25 protein-coding genes are annotated in these 19,377 nt (G+C 68.3%); 17 read left to right on the forward strand and 8 right to left on the reverse strand.

Annotation, left to right across the window (positions count from 1 at the left end; translation table 11 throughout):
- Positions 1-5: 5 nt before the first annotated feature.
- The 4 genes from HCX50_RS14635 to HCX50_RS14650 all read right to left on the reverse strand — a co-directional run bounded on the left by HCX50_RS14635 (position 6) and on the right by HCX50_RS14650 (position 3,627).
- Complete coding sequence (locus HCX50_RS14635) at positions 6-833, reverse strand: CPBP family intramembrane glutamic endopeptidase (protein ID WP_167634856.1); 828 nt, start codon at positions 831-833, stop codon at positions 6-8.
- Positions 834-923: 90 nt separating this feature from the next.
- Complete coding sequence (locus HCX50_RS14640) at positions 924-1,232, reverse strand: hypothetical protein (protein WP_091035191.1); 309 nt, start codon at positions 1,230-1,232, stop codon at positions 924-926.
- Positions 1,233-1,344: 112 nt separating this feature from the next.
- A complete protein-coding gene (locus HCX50_RS14645) occupies positions 1,345-3,015 on the reverse strand; it encodes an MDR family MFS transporter (RefSeq protein WP_167634857.1) in 1,671 nt (556 codons plus the stop codon).
- On the reverse strand, positions 3,016-3,627 hold the full coding sequence (locus HCX50_RS14650; RefSeq protein WP_167634858.1) for a TetR/AcrR family transcriptional regulator: 612 nt from the start codon (positions 3,625-3,627) through the stop codon (positions 3,016-3,018). It abuts the gene before it with no gap.
- A gap of 176 nt (positions 3,628-3,803) precedes the next feature.
- Here HCX50_RS14650 and HCX50_RS14655 point away from each other — a divergent pair, with 176 nt between their 5' ends.
- From HCX50_RS14655 to HCX50_RS14695, 9 genes are all read left to right on the forward strand, one after another.
- Entirely contained in the window at positions 3,804-4,247 is a 444-nt protein-coding gene (locus tag HCX50_RS14655) for an Asp23/Gls24 family envelope stress response protein (RefSeq protein WP_237682523.1), read from the forward strand.
- Positions 4,244-4,435 carry a hypothetical protein gene (locus HCX50_RS14660; protein ID WP_167634860.1) on the forward strand — a complete coding sequence of 64 codons (192 nt, stop codon included), beginning with the start codon at positions 4,244-4,246 and terminating at the stop codon, positions 4,433-4,435. The genes HCX50_RS14655 and HCX50_RS14660 overlap by 4 nt, the downstream gene beginning before the upstream one ends.
- A complete protein-coding gene (locus tag HCX50_RS14665) occupies positions 4,432-4,779 on the forward strand; it encodes a hypothetical protein (RefSeq protein ID WP_167634861.1) in 348 nt (115 codons plus the stop codon). Before HCX50_RS14660 ends, HCX50_RS14665 begins: the two co-directional genes overlap by 4 nt.
- On the forward strand, positions 4,776-5,342 hold the full coding sequence (locus HCX50_RS14670) for a hypothetical protein (RefSeq protein WP_167634862.1): 567 nt from the start codon (positions 4,776-4,778) through the stop codon (positions 5,340-5,342). Before HCX50_RS14665 ends, HCX50_RS14670 begins: the two co-directional genes overlap by 4 nt.
- Positions 5,339-5,956 (forward strand): hypothetical protein, encoded by a 618-nt coding sequence (locus HCX50_RS14675; protein ID WP_167634863.1) that lies wholly within the window; start codon positions 5,339-5,341, stop codon positions 5,954-5,956. The genes HCX50_RS14670 and HCX50_RS14675 overlap by 4 nt, the downstream gene beginning before the upstream one ends.
- Positions 5,957-6,047: 91 nt before the next feature.
- Entirely contained in the window at positions 6,048-6,221 is a 174-nt protein-coding gene (locus HCX50_RS14680) for a CsbD family protein (RefSeq protein WP_167634864.1), read from the forward strand.
- A 126-nt stretch (positions 6,222-6,347) separates the two neighbouring features.
- Positions 6,348-6,914, forward strand: coding sequence for an RNA polymerase sigma factor (locus tag HCX50_RS14685; protein ID WP_167634865.1), 567 nt, complete (start codon positions 6,348-6,350; stop codon positions 6,912-6,914).
- On the forward strand, positions 6,911-7,531 hold the full coding sequence (locus HCX50_RS14690) for an Asp23/Gls24 family envelope stress response protein (protein ID WP_167634866.1): 621 nt from the start codon (positions 6,911-6,913) through the stop codon (positions 7,529-7,531). Before HCX50_RS14685 ends, HCX50_RS14690 begins: the two co-directional genes overlap by 4 nt.
- Complete coding sequence (locus HCX50_RS14695) at positions 7,513-7,887, forward strand: hypothetical protein (protein ID WP_167634867.1); 375 nt, start codon at positions 7,513-7,515, stop codon at positions 7,885-7,887. Before HCX50_RS14690 ends, HCX50_RS14695 begins: the two co-directional genes overlap by 19 nt.
- A gap of 54 nt (positions 7,888-7,941) precedes the next feature.
- Here HCX50_RS14695 and HCX50_RS14700 read toward each other — a convergent pair whose 3' ends face one another.
- Positions 7,942-8,787: an SDR family oxidoreductase gene (locus tag HCX50_RS14700; protein WP_167634868.1), complete on the reverse strand. Its 846-nt coding sequence runs from the start codon at positions 8,785-8,787 to the stop codon at positions 7,942-7,944.
- 93 nt (positions 8,788-8,880) lie between these two features.
- Here HCX50_RS14700 and HCX50_RS14705 point away from each other — a divergent pair, with 93 nt between their 5' ends.
- From HCX50_RS14705 to glmM, 7 genes are all read left to right on the forward strand, one after another.
- Complete coding sequence (locus HCX50_RS14705) at positions 8,881-9,246, forward strand: winged helix-turn-helix transcriptional regulator (protein WP_091035171.1); 366 nt, start codon at positions 8,881-8,883, stop codon at positions 9,244-9,246.
- A gap of 98 nt (positions 9,247-9,344) precedes the next feature.
- A complete protein-coding gene (locus HCX50_RS14710) occupies positions 9,345-10,886 on the forward strand; it encodes an APC family permease (protein ID WP_167634869.1) in 1,542 nt (513 codons plus the stop codon).
- 41 nt (positions 10,887-10,927) lie between these two features.
- Entirely contained in the window at positions 10,928-11,812 is an 885-nt protein-coding gene (gene truA / locus HCX50_RS14715) for a tRNA pseudouridine(38-40) synthase TruA (RefSeq protein ID WP_167634870.1), read from the forward strand.
- 12 nt (positions 11,813-11,824) lie between these two features.
- The gene (locus HCX50_RS14720; RefSeq protein ID WP_091035164.1) at positions 11,825-12,493 is read left to right on the forward strand and encodes an endonuclease/exonuclease/phosphatase family protein; all 669 of its coding nucleotides are present in this window, start codon (positions 11,825-11,827) and stop codon (positions 12,491-12,493) included.
- A gap of 183 nt (positions 12,494-12,676) precedes the next feature.
- Positions 12,677-13,123, forward strand: a complete 447-nt coding sequence (gene rplM / locus HCX50_RS14725; protein ID WP_091035162.1) for a 50S ribosomal protein L13 — start codon at positions 12,677-12,679, stop codon at positions 13,121-13,123.
- Between the two features lie 27 nt (positions 13,124-13,150).
- The gene (rpsI, locus tag HCX50_RS14730) at positions 13,151-13,636 is read left to right on the forward strand and encodes a 30S ribosomal protein S9 (protein ID WP_028502255.1); all 486 of its coding nucleotides are present in this window, start codon (positions 13,151-13,153) and stop codon (positions 13,634-13,636) included.
- 14 nt (positions 13,637-13,650) lie between these two features.
- Positions 13,651-15,009: a phosphoglucosamine mutase gene (gene glmM / locus HCX50_RS14735; protein ID WP_091035159.1), complete on the forward strand. Its 1,359-nt coding sequence runs from the start codon at positions 13,651-13,653 to the stop codon at positions 15,007-15,009.
- 84 nt (positions 15,010-15,093) lie between these two features.
- On the opposite strand, the gene HCX50_RS14740 is transcribed toward glmM, so the two are convergent.
- Entirely contained in the window at positions 15,094-16,542 is a 1,449-nt protein-coding gene (locus HCX50_RS14740) for a hypothetical protein (RefSeq protein ID WP_167634871.1), read from the reverse strand.
- The gene (locus HCX50_RS14745) at positions 16,539-17,324 is read right to left on the reverse strand and encodes a glycosyltransferase (protein WP_167634872.1); all 786 of its coding nucleotides are present in this window, start codon (positions 17,322-17,324) and stop codon (positions 16,539-16,541) included. Before HCX50_RS14745 ends, HCX50_RS14740 begins: the two co-directional genes overlap by 4 nt.
- A 54-nt stretch (positions 17,325-17,378) precedes the next feature.
- Here HCX50_RS14745 and HCX50_RS14750 point away from each other — a divergent pair, with 54 nt between their 5' ends.
- Positions 17,379-17,822, forward strand: coding sequence for a GtrA family protein (locus HCX50_RS14750; protein WP_051662295.1), 444 nt, complete (start codon positions 17,379-17,381; stop codon positions 17,820-17,822).
- A gap of 24 nt (positions 17,823-17,846) precedes the next feature.
- Here HCX50_RS14750 and HCX50_RS14755 read toward each other — a convergent pair whose 3' ends face one another.
- The gene (locus HCX50_RS14755) at positions 17,847-19,304 is read right to left on the reverse strand and encodes a polysaccharide biosynthesis tyrosine autokinase (RefSeq protein WP_029261163.1); all 1,458 of its coding nucleotides are present in this window, start codon (positions 19,302-19,304) and stop codon (positions 17,847-17,849) included.
- Positions 19,305-19,377 lie beyond the last annotated feature (73 nt).

The raw sequence follows: 19,377 nt of genomic DNA on the forward strand, positions 1-19,377 counted from the left end.
CGGGGTCAGGCCGGACGCTGTGCGGCGAAGTCCGGATGCGCGTCGCCGACGCGGCCGCGGATGAAGAAGATCGTCACGAAGCCGGCGACGACCACCACGACGTTGCCGAGACCGGCGAAGCCCGTGAGCGCGCCGTCCGCGGGGTAGGCGGTCTGCAGGAAGATGCTCGGATCGGTGCTCGCGTGCAGCAGGATCGGAGCGATGATCGTTCCGGTCACGCGGAGCGCGAGGTACATCAGGATGCCGAAGGCGAAGGTGTAGATCAGCTGGAATCCGGTCGCGAGGAGGTTCTGTCCGTTGAGCAGGTTGCCGGCGTGCAGTCCCGCGAAGAGCGCGGCCGAGATCACGGCCACCACGACCTCGCGGTAACCCGCCTTGCGCATCAGGTTCACCACCAGACCGCGAGTGAGCACCTCTTCGGTGAAGCCGATCAGGAGGCCGGCGAGGAGCCACGTCAGCACGACGTCGAAGCCCGCCTTGCCGTAGTCGATCGTCGCGAAGCGGAGGATGTTGAACAGCAGCACCACCACGATGGCGATCCACATCCACCCCCGGCCGCGGATCGGCTGCCGGCCGAAGACCTCGCGCCACCACCCGACCGAGAGGGTGAAGGCGGCGAGGATGACGGCGCCGACGAGCTCGGGCAGGACGTAGAACACGGCGATGCCCGCCGCGCTGCTCGGTTCCTCGATGTTCAGGGCGAGCGGGGTGAACGACAGCGAGAGCAGCTGGAAGAGGACGAAGTACGCGGCCGTGAGCAGGAGCGCTCGCCACCAGCCACCCTTTTCCCAGAACCTCTTCCAGAAATTGGCGGTGGGTGCAGGAGAGGTCATGGGGACTCCAGGCTGTGGGGGAAGGCCAGCGTGTTCACGTCAGTTTTGCGCAGACCGGCGCTTCGCGTCCAGCGGAGGCGTCTCGGCGCGTCAGCGGGGAGTGCTTCGACCCGCACCCCGGTTGCGCGTCGGCGGGAGGTGCGGGATCGGGATCGGCCGCGTCGCCCGAGAGGCGTCCTGGAACCTCCGGACGGCGTCGAGCACGTCCTCGGCGGAGCTGTACCGCAGGGCAAGCGGAAGGTCTCGCCGCCACAGCACCTCGAACTCCGTCGGGGCGTCTTCGAAGATCGTGCAGACCACCCGGCGGTGATCGCCCTCCGGGTAGTGCAGATCGTGGATCGCCCAGTCGGTGTCACTGACGTGCACCAGGGCGAACCTGCGGTCCGGGTCGTGCTCCATCGTTCTCCTACCTGTCCCCACGATGAAGGATGACCGCTCGCTTCGCGGAAAGGGAGGGGCTTGACAGCGCAGCGCCCTCACCCTTCATTGGAAGGGCGAGGGCGCCGGGACGTCAGCGGACCGTCGGTGTGGGCGAGGTGTCGGTCGGCCCGGCATCGGCCGTCGCGAGGCCGTCCGGACGGGCGATGCCACGCTGCTCTGCTTCCAGCCGCTCCGCCTCCTCGCCGCTGATCGCCTCGCCGCGGGCGACGAGTCCTGCCTGATCGGAAAGGGGGATCTGCTTGAGGAACAGCGACAGCACGAGTGCAAGCGCGATGAAGGGCACGAGGTACCAGAACACCGGTGCCAGGGCGTCCGCATAGGCGGTGACGATGCCGTCGCGCACCTCGTCGGGGAGCGTGCTCAACGTCGCGGGGTCGATCGTGGATGCGGCCTGCGACGCGGCATCCGGCGAGGCGCCGGCCCCGGCGAAGACCCCGGTGAGGTTCTCGGTCAGTCGCGTGGTGAAGATCGTGCCGAACACGGCGGTGCCCAGCGACGCCCCCACCTCGCGGAAGTAGTTGTTCGTGCTGGTGGCCGTGCCGAGCTCGCCCGCGGGAACCGCGTTCTGCACGACCAGGACGACGACCTGCATGATGAGGCCGAGTCCGGCGCCGAACACGAACAGGAACGTGCAGATCAGCCAGATCGGTGTCGCCGCCGACAGCGTGGTCATCGAGACCATCGCGATGCCGGTGATGATCGTGCCGAGGATCGGATAGATCTTGTACTTGCCGGTCTTGGAGATCGCGATGCCCGAGAAGATCGACGTGCCCATGAGACCGACCATCATCGGGATCATCAACAGACCGGATTCCGCCGCCGAGGTGCCGGACGACATCTGCAGGAAGGTCGGCACGAAGCCGATCGCCGCGAACATCCCGATTCCGAGCACCAGCCCGATCGCGGTCGCGTTCACGAAGATCGGATTCCGGAAGAGACTGAGCGGGATGATCGGGTCCTTGACCCGCGATTCCGTGATGACGAAAGCCGTGGCTGCCACGATCAGGCCGGCGCCCCAGGCCCAGGTGGCCAGCGAGTCCCAGCCGAACTCCTTGTCGCCGCCGAAGTCGGTGAAGAAGATGAGGCAGGTGGTCGCGATGGAGAGGAAGATCACGCCGAAGATGTCGATCGGCTTCTCGGCCTTCTTGCTCGGCAGCTTCAGTGCGACGAGCGCGATGATGAACGCGGCGATGCCGACGGGGATGTTGATGTAGAACGCCCACTGCCAGGTCAGGTGATCGACGAAGTAGCCGCCGAGCAGCGGACCGGCGACGGCCGACAGACCGAACACGGCGCCGAGCGGGCCCATGTATTTGCCGCGCTCGTTGGCGGGCACGATGTCGGCGATGATGGCCTGAGACAGGATCATCAGACCGCCACCGCCGAGGCCCTGCAGGGCGCGGAAGACGACGAACATCCAGAAGTCGGTGGCGAAGGCGCAGCCGACCGAGGCCAGAGTGAACAGCGCGATGGCGACCAGGAACAGGTTGCGTCGTCCGAGGACATCACCGAACTTGCCGTAGATCGGCATCACGATGGTCGTGGCGAGCAGGTAGGCGGTGGTGATCCAGACCTGGTGGTCGACGCCGCCGAGCTGCCCGACGATGGTCGGCATGGCGGTCGAGACGATGGTCTGATCGAGGCTGGAGAGCAACATGCCCGCGATGAGGGCGCTGAAGATGATCCAGATGCGGCGCTTCGTGAGCAGGAAGGGCGCATCCTTCGTGGCGGTGGCGGACATTCAGTGGTCTTTCTGTGACGGTGCGTAGAGCGAGCGGGCGAGGTCGAGGCGTCGGGCGATGAGGTCGCTGAACGGCTCGGTGGACTGGTGATGCAGGAGCTGGTCCATGCTCATCCGGACGAGCGCGCCGACGGTGTGCACGATCACCTCGGCGCGGAGTTCGGCATCAGCGTCGTCTCCGGTGCGGCGGACGATCAGCCCCATGTCGCGGCGCTCGTTCTTCGCGAGCTGCTCGAACGCGGCCTTGAGCAGACGCGGCTCCTGCTCGATCACGGCGAACATCGCCGGAGCATCCTCGACCGGGTTGAACAGCTCGAAGCGGCGGATCGTCAGCTGGATGAAGTCGTCGAGCAGGTCGCCGTGCTGAGAGGCGAAATCCTCTTCGAGGGCCTCCTGGCGCGAGTCGATGGTGGCGAACCCGAAGACCGCGTTCTCCTTGCTCTCGAAGTAGTTGAAGAAGGTGCGTCGGGACACGCCCACCTCGGCGCACAGCTCCTCGATGGTGAAACCCGCGAAGCCCTGCTCCGTCGTCAGTCGGCGTGCGGCATCGGTGAGTGCGCGGGACGTCTCGCGCTTGCGCTGCTCCCGCAATGAATCTGCACTGTCGCTCATGGAGTGCAATATTGCACTCTCTTCCTTGGAGTGCACTGTGAGCGTCGACTCGAGCGGAGACGGAAAAGTTCTGACGAATCTGTGACGTTCTTCTCGCGGCATCCGTCCTAGTGGTGTCGCTGAACGGCGACCCGCACTCCGCAGGGGGATCGGATACACGGATGAAGGAGCTCGAGATGGCGAATGTGACCGGCAGTACTCAGCCCAAGACCCAGATCGTCGCACCGCAGTTGGGGGCTGCTGCGGGCAAGACCACGATCGAGGACGCGGTGGTGGCGAAGATCGCCGGCATCGCTGCTCGCGAGGTCAGCGGCGTCTACGCACTCGGTGGAGGCGCCGCACGCATGGTGGGAGCCATCCGCGAGGCGCTCAACACGGCCGATCTCTCGCAGGGGATCAGCGTCGAGGTGGGCGAGACGCAGGTCGCGGTCGACGTGACGATCGTCGCCGAGTACCCGGTCTCGCTGCAGAAGGTGGCGGATGACGTCCGCGCCGCCATCCACCGCGCCATGGTGGAACTGGTCGGCATGGAGGTCGCCGAGGTCAACGTGACCGTCAACGACGTGCACATCCCCTCCGACGACGAGGGCGACGGCACGCAGGAGACGCGAGTCCAGTGACCGCGTCGGTGATCGGCGCGGCGGCCGCGGCTGCCCTCGTGCTGACCTGGGTGGTCCTGGGCTTCTGGGCCTTCGTGCTCGTGACCCTGGCGATGCTGGTGGGCGCGGTCGTCGGCCGCATCATCGACGGTCGGCTCGACCTGCGGGCGCTCGCCGAGGTCTTCCGGGGCCGGCGCTCCTCCTCATGACGGCCGACAGCTCATCCCGGGCGGAGGCAGACGCCGTCCGGGGGACGACGACCTTCACCGCCCGCGCATTGCAGCGGCTCGCCGTCGGCATCGCGCACGATGTCGCCCGGGTATCGGCCCGCGATGTCGGGGTGCAGCTGTCGGATGAGCACGGTGCACTGCGGATCGCGGTCACCGTGCCCGTGGCCAGGGCATCGAAGCGGGGAACGGACCTGGTCACCAGCGGAGAGGATCTCCGCAACGGTCTGATCGAGGGCATGCGAGAACTGGCCGGCCGTGAGGTCGGCGCCGTGGACGTCCGGTACTCGGGCGTGCGGCGGAGTACCGAGAGGAGAGTGCGATGACGAACGAACAGGCGACGTATCGCCGCGTCCTGCGCCGGGAGACGCACGCGTCCCGGACGGCCTCGTCGATGGGGGTCGCATCCATCGGTGCCGTGCTCCTGATCGCGCTGCTCGCGGGCGCCGTGTGGTGGCTCGTCGATGGCGGCTTCCGCGACACGGCGGCTCGCCGGCTCGAAGAGATCGCGGTGGGGGTGCAGCAGCCGGCAGTGCTGTTCGGCGTCGGCGGCGTGCTGACGGTGCTCGCCGTCGTGCTCCTCGCGCTCGCACTGCTCCCGGGGCGACGGGCACGGCGGGCACGCATCACCGAACGGACCGCGCTGCTCGTGGACGATGGCGTGATCGCCGATTCGATCGCTGCGGCGGTCGCCCGTCGTGCCGGAGTCGACCGCAGCCGGGTGTCCGTCTTCGTCGGCCGACGCACGGTCGAGGTGCGCATCACTCCGACCAGCGGCGTCTTCGTCCGGATGGCCGACGCGGAGGACGCGGCGAGCGACATCCTCGCCGGGATCGGCTTCTCGGCCACCCCGCGCGTGGTCGTCGAACCGAACGGAGTGGTGGCATGAACGCGACGAACCGATTCGTGAACCGCAGTGTGCTCTTCCTCGTGGGTGCGGCACTGCTGGTCGCGGGAGTCGTCGCGCTCGCCGCAGGGGTTCTCGCCGCGGGGGATCCGCCGCCCTGGGTGCGGCGTCCCGCGGCAGAAGTCGCGGCCGCGTGGGAATCCGCTCGCGGCTGGACCTGGCAGGTGATGGGCATCGGCCCGGTGTCGGTGCTGCTGCTGCTCGCGGTGGCCGCCGTGCTGGTGCTGACAGTACTGCTGGTGGTGTTCCTCATCTCGCGCCGACGTGGGCGCTCGAAGACCGTGCTCGACGTGGATACCGCCACCGGGCGGACGACGGTCGATCGCAACGTGGTCGACGCCGTGCTCACCGAGCCTCTGGTCCGGCGACCCGATGTGCTCTCGGCCCGCACCGGCACCTACCGTGTCGGTCAGACGCGCGCGGTCGAGCTGGCGGTCATCGTGCGGCCGGGGGCACCGCTGGCAACCGTCGTCGCGGCGGCCGAGGCGGCGATCGACGAATGGGACGACCTGCTGGGTTCCCGCATCCCGATCCTGCTGCACCTCTCGGATCGGCGCTGGCGCGAAGGGTTCCGCTCGCCGACCAGGGTGCGGTGATCGGGCGCGACGGCGACACAGACCAACGCACGGACCACGTGCGTGAGTAAACGAACCCGAGATCCGGGTGCGATGAGAAAAAGGAGACGCCATGGGCGCTGAAGACAAGATCAAGGCCGCTGCGGAGAAGGTCGCCGGAAAGGCGAAGGAGGCCGTCGGCAAGGTCACCAACGACGACAAGCTCGTCGCCGAGGGCAAGGCCGAGCAGGCCAAGGGCGAGGTCCGTGACACGGCCGAGAACGTCAAGGATGCGTTCAAGAAGTAACGGGTGCGGGGAGGGATCCGAACGGCTCCCTCCCCGATCACTCCCAGGTCGGTCGGCGAGGATCCGATCCGGTGAGGCGTCGGTTCCGAATCTCCTGTGGGACTCGGATCGAGGGGTGGGGAACAGATGGAAGAGGAACGCTTTCGCAGAGCGCTCGAGCACGCCGACGACGGCATCGTCGCCGGACGCGCGATGGACGGCGACGTCGAAGCCTTCGCCGTGCTCGTGCGGAGATATACGCCGATGATGCGCGCCTACACGCAGCGGATGCTGAACGCCTCGGCCGACGTCGACGACATCGTGCAGGAGTCGTTCGTCACGGCTTGGCAGCGGTTCGGCGAGCTCGACGACCCGTCCAAGGTGAAGAGCTGGCTGATGCGCATCGTGAGTCGGAAGGCGGTGGATCGCATCCGCGCGACCCGACCCGTCGTGGACATCGACTCGATCGACCGCCCGGCGCCGCTGCACGCCTCGCCCTCGGCGGTGGTCGAGTCGCGCGCCGGGGTCGCTGCCGTCGGTGCCGCGCTGCGCGAGCTGCCGGACGCTCAGCGCGAATGCTGGGTCCTTCGCGAGATCGGCGGGTACTCCTACGAGGAGATCTCGGAAGAGCTCGGCATTCCCGTCTCGACCGCGCGAGGACTGCTCGCGCGGGCCCGGAAATACATGATCGTACGGATGGAGGAGTGGCGATGACCGACGAGAGAGACATCCCCGAAGTCCGCCGTCTCGGTCTGGAACCGAGCGATCTCGACGGGCACACGCTCGACGAGCTCACCGACTACCTCGAAGCGGGACGACAGCCCTCCGACCGCTCGATCGACGAGTCGCCCGGCTGTCAGCTGGCGCTGGACGCGCTCGAACGACTGCACGGCCTCGGTGCGGAGCTGATGGCCGCCGAGACCGCCGCAGAACCGGAGGTCGATGCGAGCTGGGTCGACCGCATCCTCAGCGGCATCGCCATGGATGCGCGCTCGGGTCGGCGCATCCCGTTCGAGTCCCCGGATCCGTCGACGGATCTCGGGATCACCGAGGGCGCGGTGCGCGGACTCATCCGCTCGGCCGAGAGCACCGTGCAGGGACTCCTCATCGGGCGCTGCCGCCTCATCGGCGACGTGACCGTCCCGGATGAGCCGATCTGCGTCGAGATCGACGCCAGCGCGCTGCACGGGCGGCCGATCCCGGTGATCGCCGACCGCCTCCGGGCCGAGGTCGATCGTGTCCTTCGCGCGCACACGGAGTTGAACGTCGTCGCGATCGACATCGCGATCCGGGACATCAGGGAGGTGTCGTCATGGACGCAGGAGAGCTGAAGGCGGCGGACGTGCAGGTCGAAATCGCTACCGACCTCGAGACGGCGGTGCGGGCGACTCCCGGGGTGCGCTCCGTGTACCGCTCCGGTTCGCTCATCTCGAACCTACTGCGCGCGGGAGCGGCGGCACTCGGCGGGCGACCGGAGGACGAGCCGCTCGTGTCGGTCGCTCCCGTGGGCGACGGCGTTGCGGTGGAGGCATCGATCGGGGTGGATTCCGCTGCCGGATCGGGGGACACCCTTCGCGCGGTGCACGCCGCGATCGATGCGGTGCTCGCGACGCAGGGGCTTCGGTCGGACAGCATCACCCTGACGGTCGTGCACGTGCAGCCTGCAGAAGCCGCGCCTGCAGGGTGAGACGAGGGATGCCGCCCTCGGAGAAGAGCGGCATCCCTCGGAACCCGGTGGCGATCAGGCGATCGCGCGCAGACCCTCGACGAGCGGGGTGGTGGGGCGTCCGATCAGGCGTGCGAGCGTCCCGTCGGTCTCGGCCAGCGCGCCATCGCGGATCCCGGCGTCGAGCGCGGCGACGAATCCGGCGGTTCCCTCATCGAGACCGGCTTCGCGGAGGGCTGCGAGCTGGTCGTCGAACGAGACCGGGACGAACGTGACCTCGCGCCCCGTGACCTCCGAGAGGGCCGAGGCCAGATCGTTGTAGGTCCAGGCGACGTCGCCGCCCAGCTCGTAGACCTCGCCGACGTGTCCGTCTTCGAGCGCGACGACGGCCGCCGCCTCTGCGAAGTCCTTGCGGCTGGCCGAGGCGACCCGTCCGTCACCGGTGCCCGAGGTGAGCACGCCGGTCTCGGCGGCGCGGGCGAGGTCGGCGGCGTAGTTCTCGGTGTACCAGTTGTTGCGGAGGATCACGGCGGGAAGTCCCGCGGCGGCGATCAGCTCTTCCGTCGCCTTGTGCTCGGGCGCCAGGACCAGATCGCTGGTGGTCGCCTTCGGCGCGCTGGTGTAGATGAACTTGGAGACCCCGGCGGCCTTCGCGGCGTCGATGACCGCCTGGTGCTGGGCCACCCGCTGTCCGACCTCCGACCCGGACACGAGCACGACGGTGTCGACGCCCTCGACGGCCGCGGCCACCGAGGCGGGGTCGGTGTAGTCCAGGCGCACGACGCGCACGCCGAGGTCGGCGGCCTTCGCGGTGTCGCGGGCTCCGGCGACGATCGACTGCGGGTCGGCGCCGCGCTCGAGAAGGCTGGCGATGATGAGGCGTCCGAGGTTGCCGGTCGCGCCGGTGACGAGGATGGTCATGAGGGTCCTTTCGTAAGTGACACCCTCGACAACCTCGAGACGGGCATGGCGCATTCCGATCTGCGGGTACCCACTTTGAAGTAAGGTACCCACATGACGGTTAGTTTCGCGCAGATAAAGGAATCCACACCGTTCGTGTTCGATCAGAACTGCGGCACGCGGGTCGTCCTCGACCACATCATGAGCAAGTGGGGTGTGCTCGTGCTCTCCTGCCTGTCCGACGGCACACATCGCTGGGGTGCACTGCGCCGAGAGGTCGACGGCATCAGCGAGAAGATGCTCGCCTCGACGCTGCGCACGCTCGCCGAGGACGGGCTCGTGCATCGGGAGTCGCTCCCGACGGTGCCCCCGCACGTCGAGTACAGCCTCACTCCGCTCGGCCGCGATCTCATGGAGCGGATGCTGCCGCTGATGGAATGGGTCGCCGACCATGCCGACGGGATGCTCGGAAGGGCCTGAACCTGCGGAATCCGTCGTGAGCGTGCGCCGTTCGCTGCGGATTCGGTCGGTCGAAGAAACCGTTGACGCGATAACCGTGGTGGCTCTACTGTTCTGACATGGCAGCAACGACGCCCATTCATCTGGAACGACCCGACGGCAAGGGTCTGGCTGCGGGAACCCTGGGACTCTGGGGGTCGACCGTCATCGGTCTCGCCTCGACGGCCCCGGTCTACTCGCTCGTCGCGACGCTCGGCTTCGTGGTGCTCGCCGTCGGTGCGCAGGCGCCGATCGCCTTCATCATCGCCTTCGTCCCGATGCTCCTGATCGCCTTCGCGTATCGAGAGCTCAACAACGCCGTGCCCGACTGCGGCACGACCTTCACCTGGGGGACCAAGGCGTTCGGGCCGTGGGTGGGCTGGATGGGCGGCTGGGGCGTGGCGGTCGCCGGAATGGTCGTGCTCGCCAACCTCGCCCAGATCGCCTCGGTCTACTTCTGGTCGCTGATCGGACAGGACCTCGAGAACAACGACTGGCGCGTGGTCGTCGTGGCCGTGCTCTTCATCGCCGCGATGACCTGGGTCAGCTGGCGGGGCGTCGAGATCGGCGAGCGCATCCAGAACATCCTGCTCGGCATCCAGTACCTGGCGCTCGCGATCTTCGTGGTGACCGCGCTGTGGCAGTTCTTCGCCGGCACCGCCCCGAACCCCACTCCCTTCTCCTGGGAGTGGATGAACCCCTTCGCCTTCACTGACTGGTCGGGCTTCACCGAGGCCATCCTGCTCGCCCTCTTCATCTACTGGGGCTGGGACACCTGCCTCGCCCTGAACGAGGAGACCAAGGACCCGAAGCGCATTCCCGGCCGCGCCGCGCTGCTGACCACCGTCATCCTGCTGGTCACGTATGTCGCCGTCACCATCGCGGCCATGATGTACGCAGGGCTGGGGGAGAGCGGCACGGGCCTCGGCAACGAGGCGAACGCCGACGACTTCTTCCTCGCGATCAAGGACGGGCTGCTCGGCCCGTTCGGCTGGGTGCTGGTGGTCTCGGTGATCATCTCGGCGATCTCGTCGACGCAGACCACGATCCTGCCGACCGCCCGCGGCACGCTGGCGATGGGCGTCTACCGCGCGCTGCCGGCGAAGTTCAAGGAGGTGCACCCCACCTACAAGACGCCGTCGTTCTCGACGATCGTGATGGGCGTCGTCGCCTCGGCCTACTACATCGGCATGACGCTGATCAGCGACAACATCCTGCAGGACTCTATCCTCTCGCTCGGGCTCGCGATCGCTTTCTACTACGCCATCACGGGCTTCGCGTGCGTCTGGTATTTCCGCAAGGATCTGACGTCGTCGCCGCGGGAGTTCTTCTTCAAGGGGCTCTTCCCGCTGCTGGGTGGGCTGATGCTCACCTGGGCGTTCGTGCAGTCCGCGATCGACATGTGGGACGTCGACTACGGCTACACGGTGCTGTTCGGGATCGGCGGCACCTTCGTGATCGGCGTCGGCTCGCTCGCGTTCGGTCTGGTGCTGATGTTCGTCTGGTACCTGTTCCCGCGGTCGAAGAGGTTCTTCCGCGGCGAGAGCCTGAACCGCGAGACGCAGGTGATGGTGCCGGACGAGCCCAGCGTCACGATCCGCTCGATCGACGGCGGCATCTGAGGGTCGACCGGGCGCCGGACGGGGTGTCCTAGGCTTGCTCCGTGCGCATCCGGCTCGACATCGCCTACGACGGCACCCACTTCCGAGGGTGGGCGAAGCAGCCGACGCTCCGCACCGTGCAGGGGACTCTCGAGGCGGCTCTCGCGCGGATCGTCGGCTCCGACGTGCAGTTCGTCGTCGCGGGCCGCACTGACGCGGGAGTGCACGCCAGCGGTCAGGTCGCGCACGTCGATCTCGACGAGAAGCAGTGGTCGCGCATCGAGGCCAGGCAGGGGCGGGCTCCGCTGGCTCCGGCGGAGACCATCGCCGGGCGCATGCGCGGGGTGCTGGGTGCCTACTCCGACGTCACCGTCACGAAGACGTCGATCGCTCCCGAGGGTTTCGACGCCCGGTTCTCGGCGGTGTGGCGGCGTTACCGCTACCGTCTCGCCGATGCGCAGGCCGGATTCGATCCACTGCGCCGGCACGATACGACGAACATCCGCGGGAATCTCGACGAACAGGCGATGGATGCCGCGGCCCGCAGCCTCATCGGCCTGCACGACTTCGCTTCGTACTGCAAGCCGCGCGAAGAGGCGACGACGATCCGCACGCTGCTCGACTACCGCTGGGTACGTGATGCCGAGGGCGTTCTCGTCGCCGAGGTCAAGGCCGACGCGTTCTGCCACAGCATGGTGCGCGCACTCGTCGGCGCGTGCGCGGCGGTGGGGGAGGGACGCCTCGACGTCGAGGACGTCGTGGTGCTGCGCGACGCCCTGACGCGCACCAGCGAGTTCAAGGTCCTGGCGGCCCGCGGACTGATCCTCGCCGAGGTCGGGTACCCGGCCGACGAGCTGCTCGCCACGCGCGCGGAGCAGACGCGGGCTCGACGTGACGGTGCGAGCCGCGTTCGCGATCCGGAGCCGGGGCACAGCAGGGGCGAGTAGCGTGGAACGGTCATGAAGGTCATCTCGTACAACCTCCAGAAGCACCGGGCGGCCGGTGAACTCGCCGCCATCGTCGGCGAGCACGACCCCGACATCCTGTGTCTGCAGGAGTGCGACGTGCCCGAGCTGCCCGCGCAGATCGGCGACCTCGTGCTGGCGGATGCGACGCAGGGCAACCGTCTCGGGCTCGCGCTGTTCTACCGGTCGAGCGCCTACCACCTGCAGTCGATCCGCACTCTCGGGTTGAAGAAGTCGCTGCACGACCGCATCGCGAAACCTGCTCATGAACGCGTGCTGGGCGCGCGGCTGCGTGACATCGACGACGCGCAGGATTTCATCGTCGCCTCTTTCCATGCCGCGCCGCTGACGGCGTTGAATTCACTGCGTCGGCACCAGATCCGCGCGGCGCTCACCGAGCTGGCGACGCTCGGCGAGGGGTTGCCGCAGCTGATGGTCGGCGACTACAACTACCCGATCTTCAAAGAGAACCTCGGTCAGGCCGTGCGCGACCACGGGTACGCGCTCTCGCTCAGCGACGACCACACCTACACCCGCTACCGCGTATTCCGCGGGCACTACGACTTCGCGACCTCGGCCGGGTTCGAGATCGAACGCATCACGACGCTGCCGCAGGGGTCGAGCGACCACCGCCCGATCCTGGTCACTGTCAAGCCCGACTGACCCGACGGTTTGAGCATCCGCGCCAGGTGGCGTATGATTTCCCTTTGGTGCCTTTCCCGTTCGCGGGATGGGGGCATCGTCCGAACGTGAGCCCTCCACTGGCGTGTTCCTCCCTGTAGGGAAGAACCACCCCGGAGTGGGATTCACGAACTTCTCCGTTCGACACAAGAAAGCAGCACTATCGTGACGCGCACTTACACCCCCAAGGCTGGCGAAGTCCAGCGCGATTGGGTCGTCATCGACGCCACCGACGTCGTTCTCGGCCGTCTGGCTTCGCACGCCGCTACGCTCCTGCGTGGCAAGCACAAGCCGACCTTCGCCAACCACATCGACTCGGGTGACTTCGTCATCATCGTGAACGCCGACAAGGTCGCGCTCACCGGTCAGAAGCTCCAGAAGAAGCTGGCTTACCGCCACTCGGGTTACCCGGGCGGCCTCAAGTCGGTCACCTACGCCGAGCTGATGGAGAAGAACCCGGTCCGCGCTGTCGAGAAGGCCATCCGTGGCATGCTCCCCAAGAACAGCCTCGGCCGCCAGCAGCTGTCCAAGCTCAAGGTGTACGTCGGTGCTGAGCACCCGCACGCCGCGCAGCAGCCGCAGACGTACACCCTCGACCAGGTCGCCCAGTAAGCGCCGTAAAGACTTAAGGACATACTCGTGGCTGACATCCAGGACACCACCGAAACCCCCCAGAACTTCTCGACGTCGACTCCGGAGACCGACGTGGTCGAGGCGGCTCCCCGCCCCGTCCTCAGCGTCCCGGGTGCCGCTGTCGGCCGTCGCAAGCAGGCCATCGCCCGCGTGCGCATCGTCCCCGGCTCGGGCACGATCACGGTCAACGGCCGCACGATCGAGGACTACTTCCCGAACAAGCTGCACCAGCAGCTGATCAACGACCCGTTCACGGTGCTGAACCTCACCGGTGCATACGACGTCATCGCGCGCATCTCCGGTGGTGGCCCCTCGGGTCAGGCCGGCGCGCTCCGTCTCGGCATCGCTCGTTCGCTGAACGGCATCGACGAGGAGAACAACCGTCCGACCCTGAAGAAGGCCGGCTTCCTCTCGCGCGACGCTCGCGTCAAGGAGCGCAAGAAGGCTGGACTCAAGAAGGCCCGTAAGGCGCCTCAGTACTCGAAGCGTTAAGGTCCACTGCTCCGATGCCGATCTTTGGCACGGACGGCGTGCGAGGACTTGCCAATGGCGTCCTCACCGCCGACCTGGCGCTCACCCTGGCCCAGGCGACTGCTGTCGTCCTGGGCCAGGGCCGTACTGCGGAGGCTCGCAAGGCCGAAGGCAAGCGACTCACCGCAGTGGTCGCCCGGGACCCCCGGGTCTCCGGACACTTCCTGACCTCGGCCGTCTCGGCGGGGCTCGCCTCCTCGGGAGTCGACGTGCTCGAGGCCGGCGTCATCCCGACCCCGGCGCTGGCGTTCCTCGTCGCCGACCGTGACGCCGACTTCGGTGTCATGATCTCGGCGTCGCACAACGCCGCTCCCGACAACGGGATCAAGATCTTCGCCCGTGGGGGCCGCAAGCTCCCCGATGAGGTCGAGCAGCGCATCGAAGAGGCCATGCACGGCGAGATGCTGCGCCCGACCGGCGCGGGCGTCGGCCGTGTCGACCGCTTCTCCGACGCGGAGGACCGCTACGTCGTGCACCTCCTCGGCTCGCTGCCGAATCGTCTCGAGGGCATCCACGTGGTGCTCGACTGCGCCCACGGCGCGGCATCCGGCGTCTCGCCCGAGACGTTCCGCGATGCGGGCGCCGAGGTGACCGTCATCGGGGCAGACCCCGACGGCTGGAACATCAACGACGGAGTCGGCTCGACCCACCTCGACAACCTCGCCGAGGCTGTCGTGCGTCTGGGGGCCGACATCGGCATCGCCCACGACGGCGACGCCGACCGTTGCCTCGCCGTGGACGCCGAGGGCAATCACATCGACGGCGACCAGATCATGGCCATCATCGCGGTGTCGATGAAGGAGCGCGGACGCCTCACCGACGACACCCTCGTCGCGACCGTCATGAGCAACCTCGGCCTGCATGTCGCGATGCGCGAGCACGGCATCACGGTGCGTCAGACCGCCGTCGGCGACCGCTACGTGCTCGAAGACATGAACGAGGGCGGATACGCGCTCGGCGGCGAGCAGTCCGGCCACGTCATCATGAGCGAGTACGCCACCACCGGTGACGGCATCCTCACTGGTCTCCACCTGGTGGCCGAGATGGCTCGGCAGAAGAAGTCGATCGCCGAGCTCGCGTCGATCATGACCGTGTACCCGCAGGTGCTCATCAATGTGCGCGACGTCGACAAGGATCGGGTCGCAGACGACGAGGTCGTGCAGCAGGCTGTGCGCGACATCGAGGGCGAGCTGGGTGATTCCGGCCGCGTGCTGCTGCGCAAGTCCGGCACCGAGCCCCTGGTGCGCGTCATGGTCGAAGCCGCCGATGCGGAGTCGGTGCACGCCTACGCCGGACGCCTGGCGGAGGTCGTCCAGGAGCGCCTCTCGCTCTGACACTCGCAGAACCTCGGAACCGGCCGGTCGCTGATCTCAGCGGTCGGCCGGTTCTCTGTGTATAGGGGAGCCGAGGTGCGACGGTCAGGGTGCCGCGCAGATGCGGTACTGGCCGGCGTCGACGAGCGTCTCGGTCGTGCACGGCTGCGTGGTCAGTCGGGGCACGTCGGCCATCGCGGGGGCGTCGAAGAGCCCGACGTGCGCACCGGTCAGCACGATAGGCGCGACCGCGTACCCCCAGGGCTCCGCGGCCAGCCACTCGACGTCGTTCGCCTCGACCCAGGCCGTGAGCGGCACGAGGGCTGTGCGCTGGCTCTCCAACGTGGTGCGGGGCTCGTACGTCGACACGACATGACTCACGCCGCCACCGGCGATCACGGCGGCCAGCGCGGAGGCGGCGACGATGCCGATGGCACGAATGCCCTTGTGGCGCGGCAGGGCCGTCACGGCCCACAGCGCGACCGCCGCGATGACGGGGAAGAACGCGAGGATGCCGGGCGCGGGGTGCCGCACCCACAGCGGCAGGCGGGAGGCGGTCGCCCACCAGCCGACGAAGGCGAGCGCGCCGACGATGGCCGCCAGGGCGTAGGCGATCACGATCCGGTCCGCTGCGCTCGCGTCACGCCAGCGCAGCACGATGCCGGTGATGGCGAGGCCGAGGGCGATGACCGCTCCGATCACGGCGACGAAACCGGGCAGCGACCACGAGTCCGCCAGCGTGCCGAGCTTCTGCAGCACCGTGGTCGCCGCGTCGCCCTGCCCGCCGGTGCGGAGGAAGTGGGCGAAGTCGCGCACGTGCTGCACATAGCCGGAGAACCCCAGCGACAGCAGCGCCCCCAGCTCGAGGAGCAGCGTCGGCACGGCGGCCAGCAGGAGGGGCAGCCACGATCGCCGGAGGGCGTCGCGCACGCGGGCCCAGCCGGTGCCGTCGGAGAGCACCCACAGGGCGATGGCGAAGGCGGGCAGCGCGAGGGCGGCGATGAGCTTCGCCTGGATCGCGAGGCCCACGAGCAACCCGGCCAGCCAGGCGCGTCGGGGAAGCAGTGTGAGCGCCCAGACGAGGAGCGCCGCCGCGGGGATCTCGCCGAGCAGGTCGGCGGGGCCCTGGATGGGGGAGAAGCCGGCATCCGCCGTGAATGCCAGGGGAACGGCGACCGCGAGCAGAGCGGCCCAGCGTCCGCCGATACGTCGCCCGGTCACGGCGAGGCCGGCGAGGAGCGCCACCCAGAAGGCCAAGGGGACGAGTCGTGCGGCCAGCACCGGGTCCATCCCGGTCGCGAGGAGCGCGGCGACGGGCAGGAGCACGACGGGCCCGGTCGAGATGCGCGGGTCGAAGGGTGTGATGGTCGAGCCGGAGAGGGCGCCGTCACTGGAGTATCCGAGACCGTCCAGCAGGTTGAGCGGGACGGTGAGGTTGAAGGCCTCGTCTTCCCAGAAGCGCCACACCAGGAGGCTGTGCCACGCGATGATGACATGCCCGATCAGCAGGGCGACGGCCGCCGCCCAGAACGCGATCGTGCGTGCGCGGGTCATCGCGCGACGGTCTCCGGCCGACGGATGCTGCGCAGGGGAGCGGACGGCCGCAGAGAGAGCGTCCATGCCTCGACGAGAGCGACGCGCACGAACCGGCGCAGACGCTTCGGCGGCAGGGTGACGGAGTTGCCTCGCCCCCACATGGTGCCGGTGGTCGATGCTCCGCGTCGGGGGATGCTGGCGACGCGGAGGTAGCGCACGGTGAAGCCCGCGCGCGCCTCGGCGAGGGAGAAGTGCACGTGCGGCACCGTGGCGTCGGCCGGGGTCGCGTCGACGAGCAGTCGCAGGGCATCGGGGCTGTAGGCACGCAGCGGGGTGTTGACGTCGGGGATGCGGCGTCCGGCGGCGAGGGCGATCAGAAGGCCCACTGCCCCCGTGAGCACCTTGCGGTACCAGGGGTCGGTGCGGCCGTCGCGCACGCCGTGGACGACATCGGCCTCTTCGGTCGTGAGTGCGTTGATCAGCCGAATGAAGTCGCTGCCGTAGAACTGCCCGTCGCCGTCCACATGAACGAGCACATCGGGGGCGGCGGCAAGTCCAGCGCGGTAAGCCGCGAGGGCTGTCGGGCCGTGGCCGCGGTTCAGGGGCTGAACCTCGACGGTCACGTCGGAGACGCCGTCGAACACCGAGGCGGTGGCATCCGTGGAGCGGTCGTCGGCGACGTGGAAGGTGACGCGGTCGACCAGGGGAGAGACGCAGTCGCGGATCTCGTCGATGAAGCCCTGGATGCCCTCGGCCTCGTTGTAGGCGGGCATGACGACGGCGAGGTGGCGAAGGGTCACGGGGTCCTTGGGGTGGCGGAGGGCGCGGGGATCAGCCAGTAGCCTAGTTGAGCCATGAACCCTCCCTCCCGCATCCGTCGCATCGCCAGCGTCGGCAGCCGTTTTCTCGTCGTGGGTGCTCTGAGCACCCTCATCGAGGTCGGCGTCTTCAACCTGCTGGTCTACGTGTGGGGATGGGATGTGGTCGCCGCGAAGATCGTCGCCTCGCTCGTCGCGCTCGTGAACGCGTACATCGGCAACCGCGAGTGGACGTTCCGTCACCGGGATCGTCGCGGACGGGTCTCCGAGGTCACGCTGTTCCTCGTGACCAACGCCGTCTGCACGGCCATCGGCGCCGTGCTCGTCTGGGTGGGCGTCGAAGCCGTCGGTGCGGTCCTCGGCCGTGAGCCGGGGGCTGTCGCCGTCAACCTCGTGAACCTGACGAGCATCGTCATCGTGGTCCTGCTGCGCTTCGTGCTCTATCACGGCATCGTCTTCCGGGTGGCGCCGACCAAGTAGTGGTGCGGCTCGGTCGCGGGCAGGTCAGGCTCGGGCGGTTGCGCGCTTCTTGGCGTTCTTCGCCTTCTTGGCCTTCTTCGCCTTCCGGCGATCCGTCGACGTCTCGCCGTCGAGGTCGTGCGTCGAACCGTAGGTGTACGAGCCGTAGCCGTAGCTGTCGGGCCCCTTGGTCGGCAGCATCGTGACGACCACGCCGAGCATCTGCACGCCGGCGTTCTCGAGTGCCCGCAGTGCTCCGGAGAGCTCCTGCTTCTTCGTCTTGCCGGAGGCGGCGGCGAGGATCACTCCGCGGGTCTTGCTTCCCACCACGGCTGCGTCGGTCACCAGCAGCAGCGGCGGGGCATCGATCAGCACGTAGTCGAAGTAGTCGCCGAGCGACTTGAGCACCTGATCCATCGCGGCCGAGCCGAGCAGCTCGCTCGGGTTCGGCGGGACCTGCCCGCTCGGCAGGACGTACAGGTCGGACGTGCCCCACTTCTGCAGCGCATCGGCCACGTCCACGCGTCCGATGAGCACGTCGGTGAGTCCGACGCCACCCTCGATGCCCAGGTAGTCGGCCACACGGGGCAGTCGCAGGTCGCCGTCGACCAGGGCCACGCGGGCTCCCGTCTCGGCGAGGGCGATGGCGAGGTTCGCGGTGGTCGTCGACTTGCCTTCGCCGGGGCCGGCGCTGGAGACGACGAAGATGCGGGGGCCCGAGTCGAGGTTGAGGAACTGCAGGTTCGTGCGCAGGCTGCGGAACGATTCGGCGCGCGGGCTGCGCGGGTCGGCGTGCACGATCAGCGGGCGCTTGGTGGCATCCGGGTCGTACGCGATGCCACCGAGGACGGGGCGATCGGTGAGCGTCTCGATGTCGTGGAGCGTGTGGATGCGGTTGTCGAGCACGGTACGCAGCATCGCGATGCCGAGGCCGAGAGCGAGGCCGATGATGCCGCCGAGGACGATCAGCAGGCGCACGTTGGGGCTCGTCGGCGTGGAGGAGGCGATGGCGGGCTCGGTCACGGTGATGCGCACCGGGCTGACGGCATCTTCGGTTGCGGGCTGCTCGAGCGTCTTCTGCACCGCATCCTGGAAGCTCACTGCGACGGCATTGGCGATGGCCGCGGCCTGCTCGGGGTCTCCGTCGGTCACGCTGACGTCGATCAGGACCGTGTTGAGCGGCGTGGTCGCGGTGACGCGGCTGCTGAGGCCCGAGACCGAGTCGTCGAGGCCGAGCTCGTCGATCACGGGTTCGAGCACGAGCGCCGTGCCGACGACGTCGACGTAGCTCGTGACCATCTGTCGTGCGAAGGTCGTGCCCTGCACGAGGTCACCGGTGGCTGCGCCTTCGGTGCGGACCGAGACGTACAGCTGCGTCGATGCGACGTACTTCGGCTGCTGCAGTGCGGCATAGCCGGCACCGCCCGCGAGGCCGAGGACCATCAGGACGAGGATCAGGATCCAGTTTCTGTGCAGCACACGCACATAGTCGCGAAGTTCCACGCGGCAGATTCCCCCTGATGCAATGCGACCTCTGCCGATCAAGGCGGGCCGTGAAAACGGTATCCCGGTATTC

This window comes from Microbacterium sp. B19(2022) (assembly GCF_012030385.1).
GTDB lineage: Bacteria > Actinomycetota > Actinomycetes > Actinomycetales > Microbacteriaceae > Microbacterium > Microbacterium oxydans_B.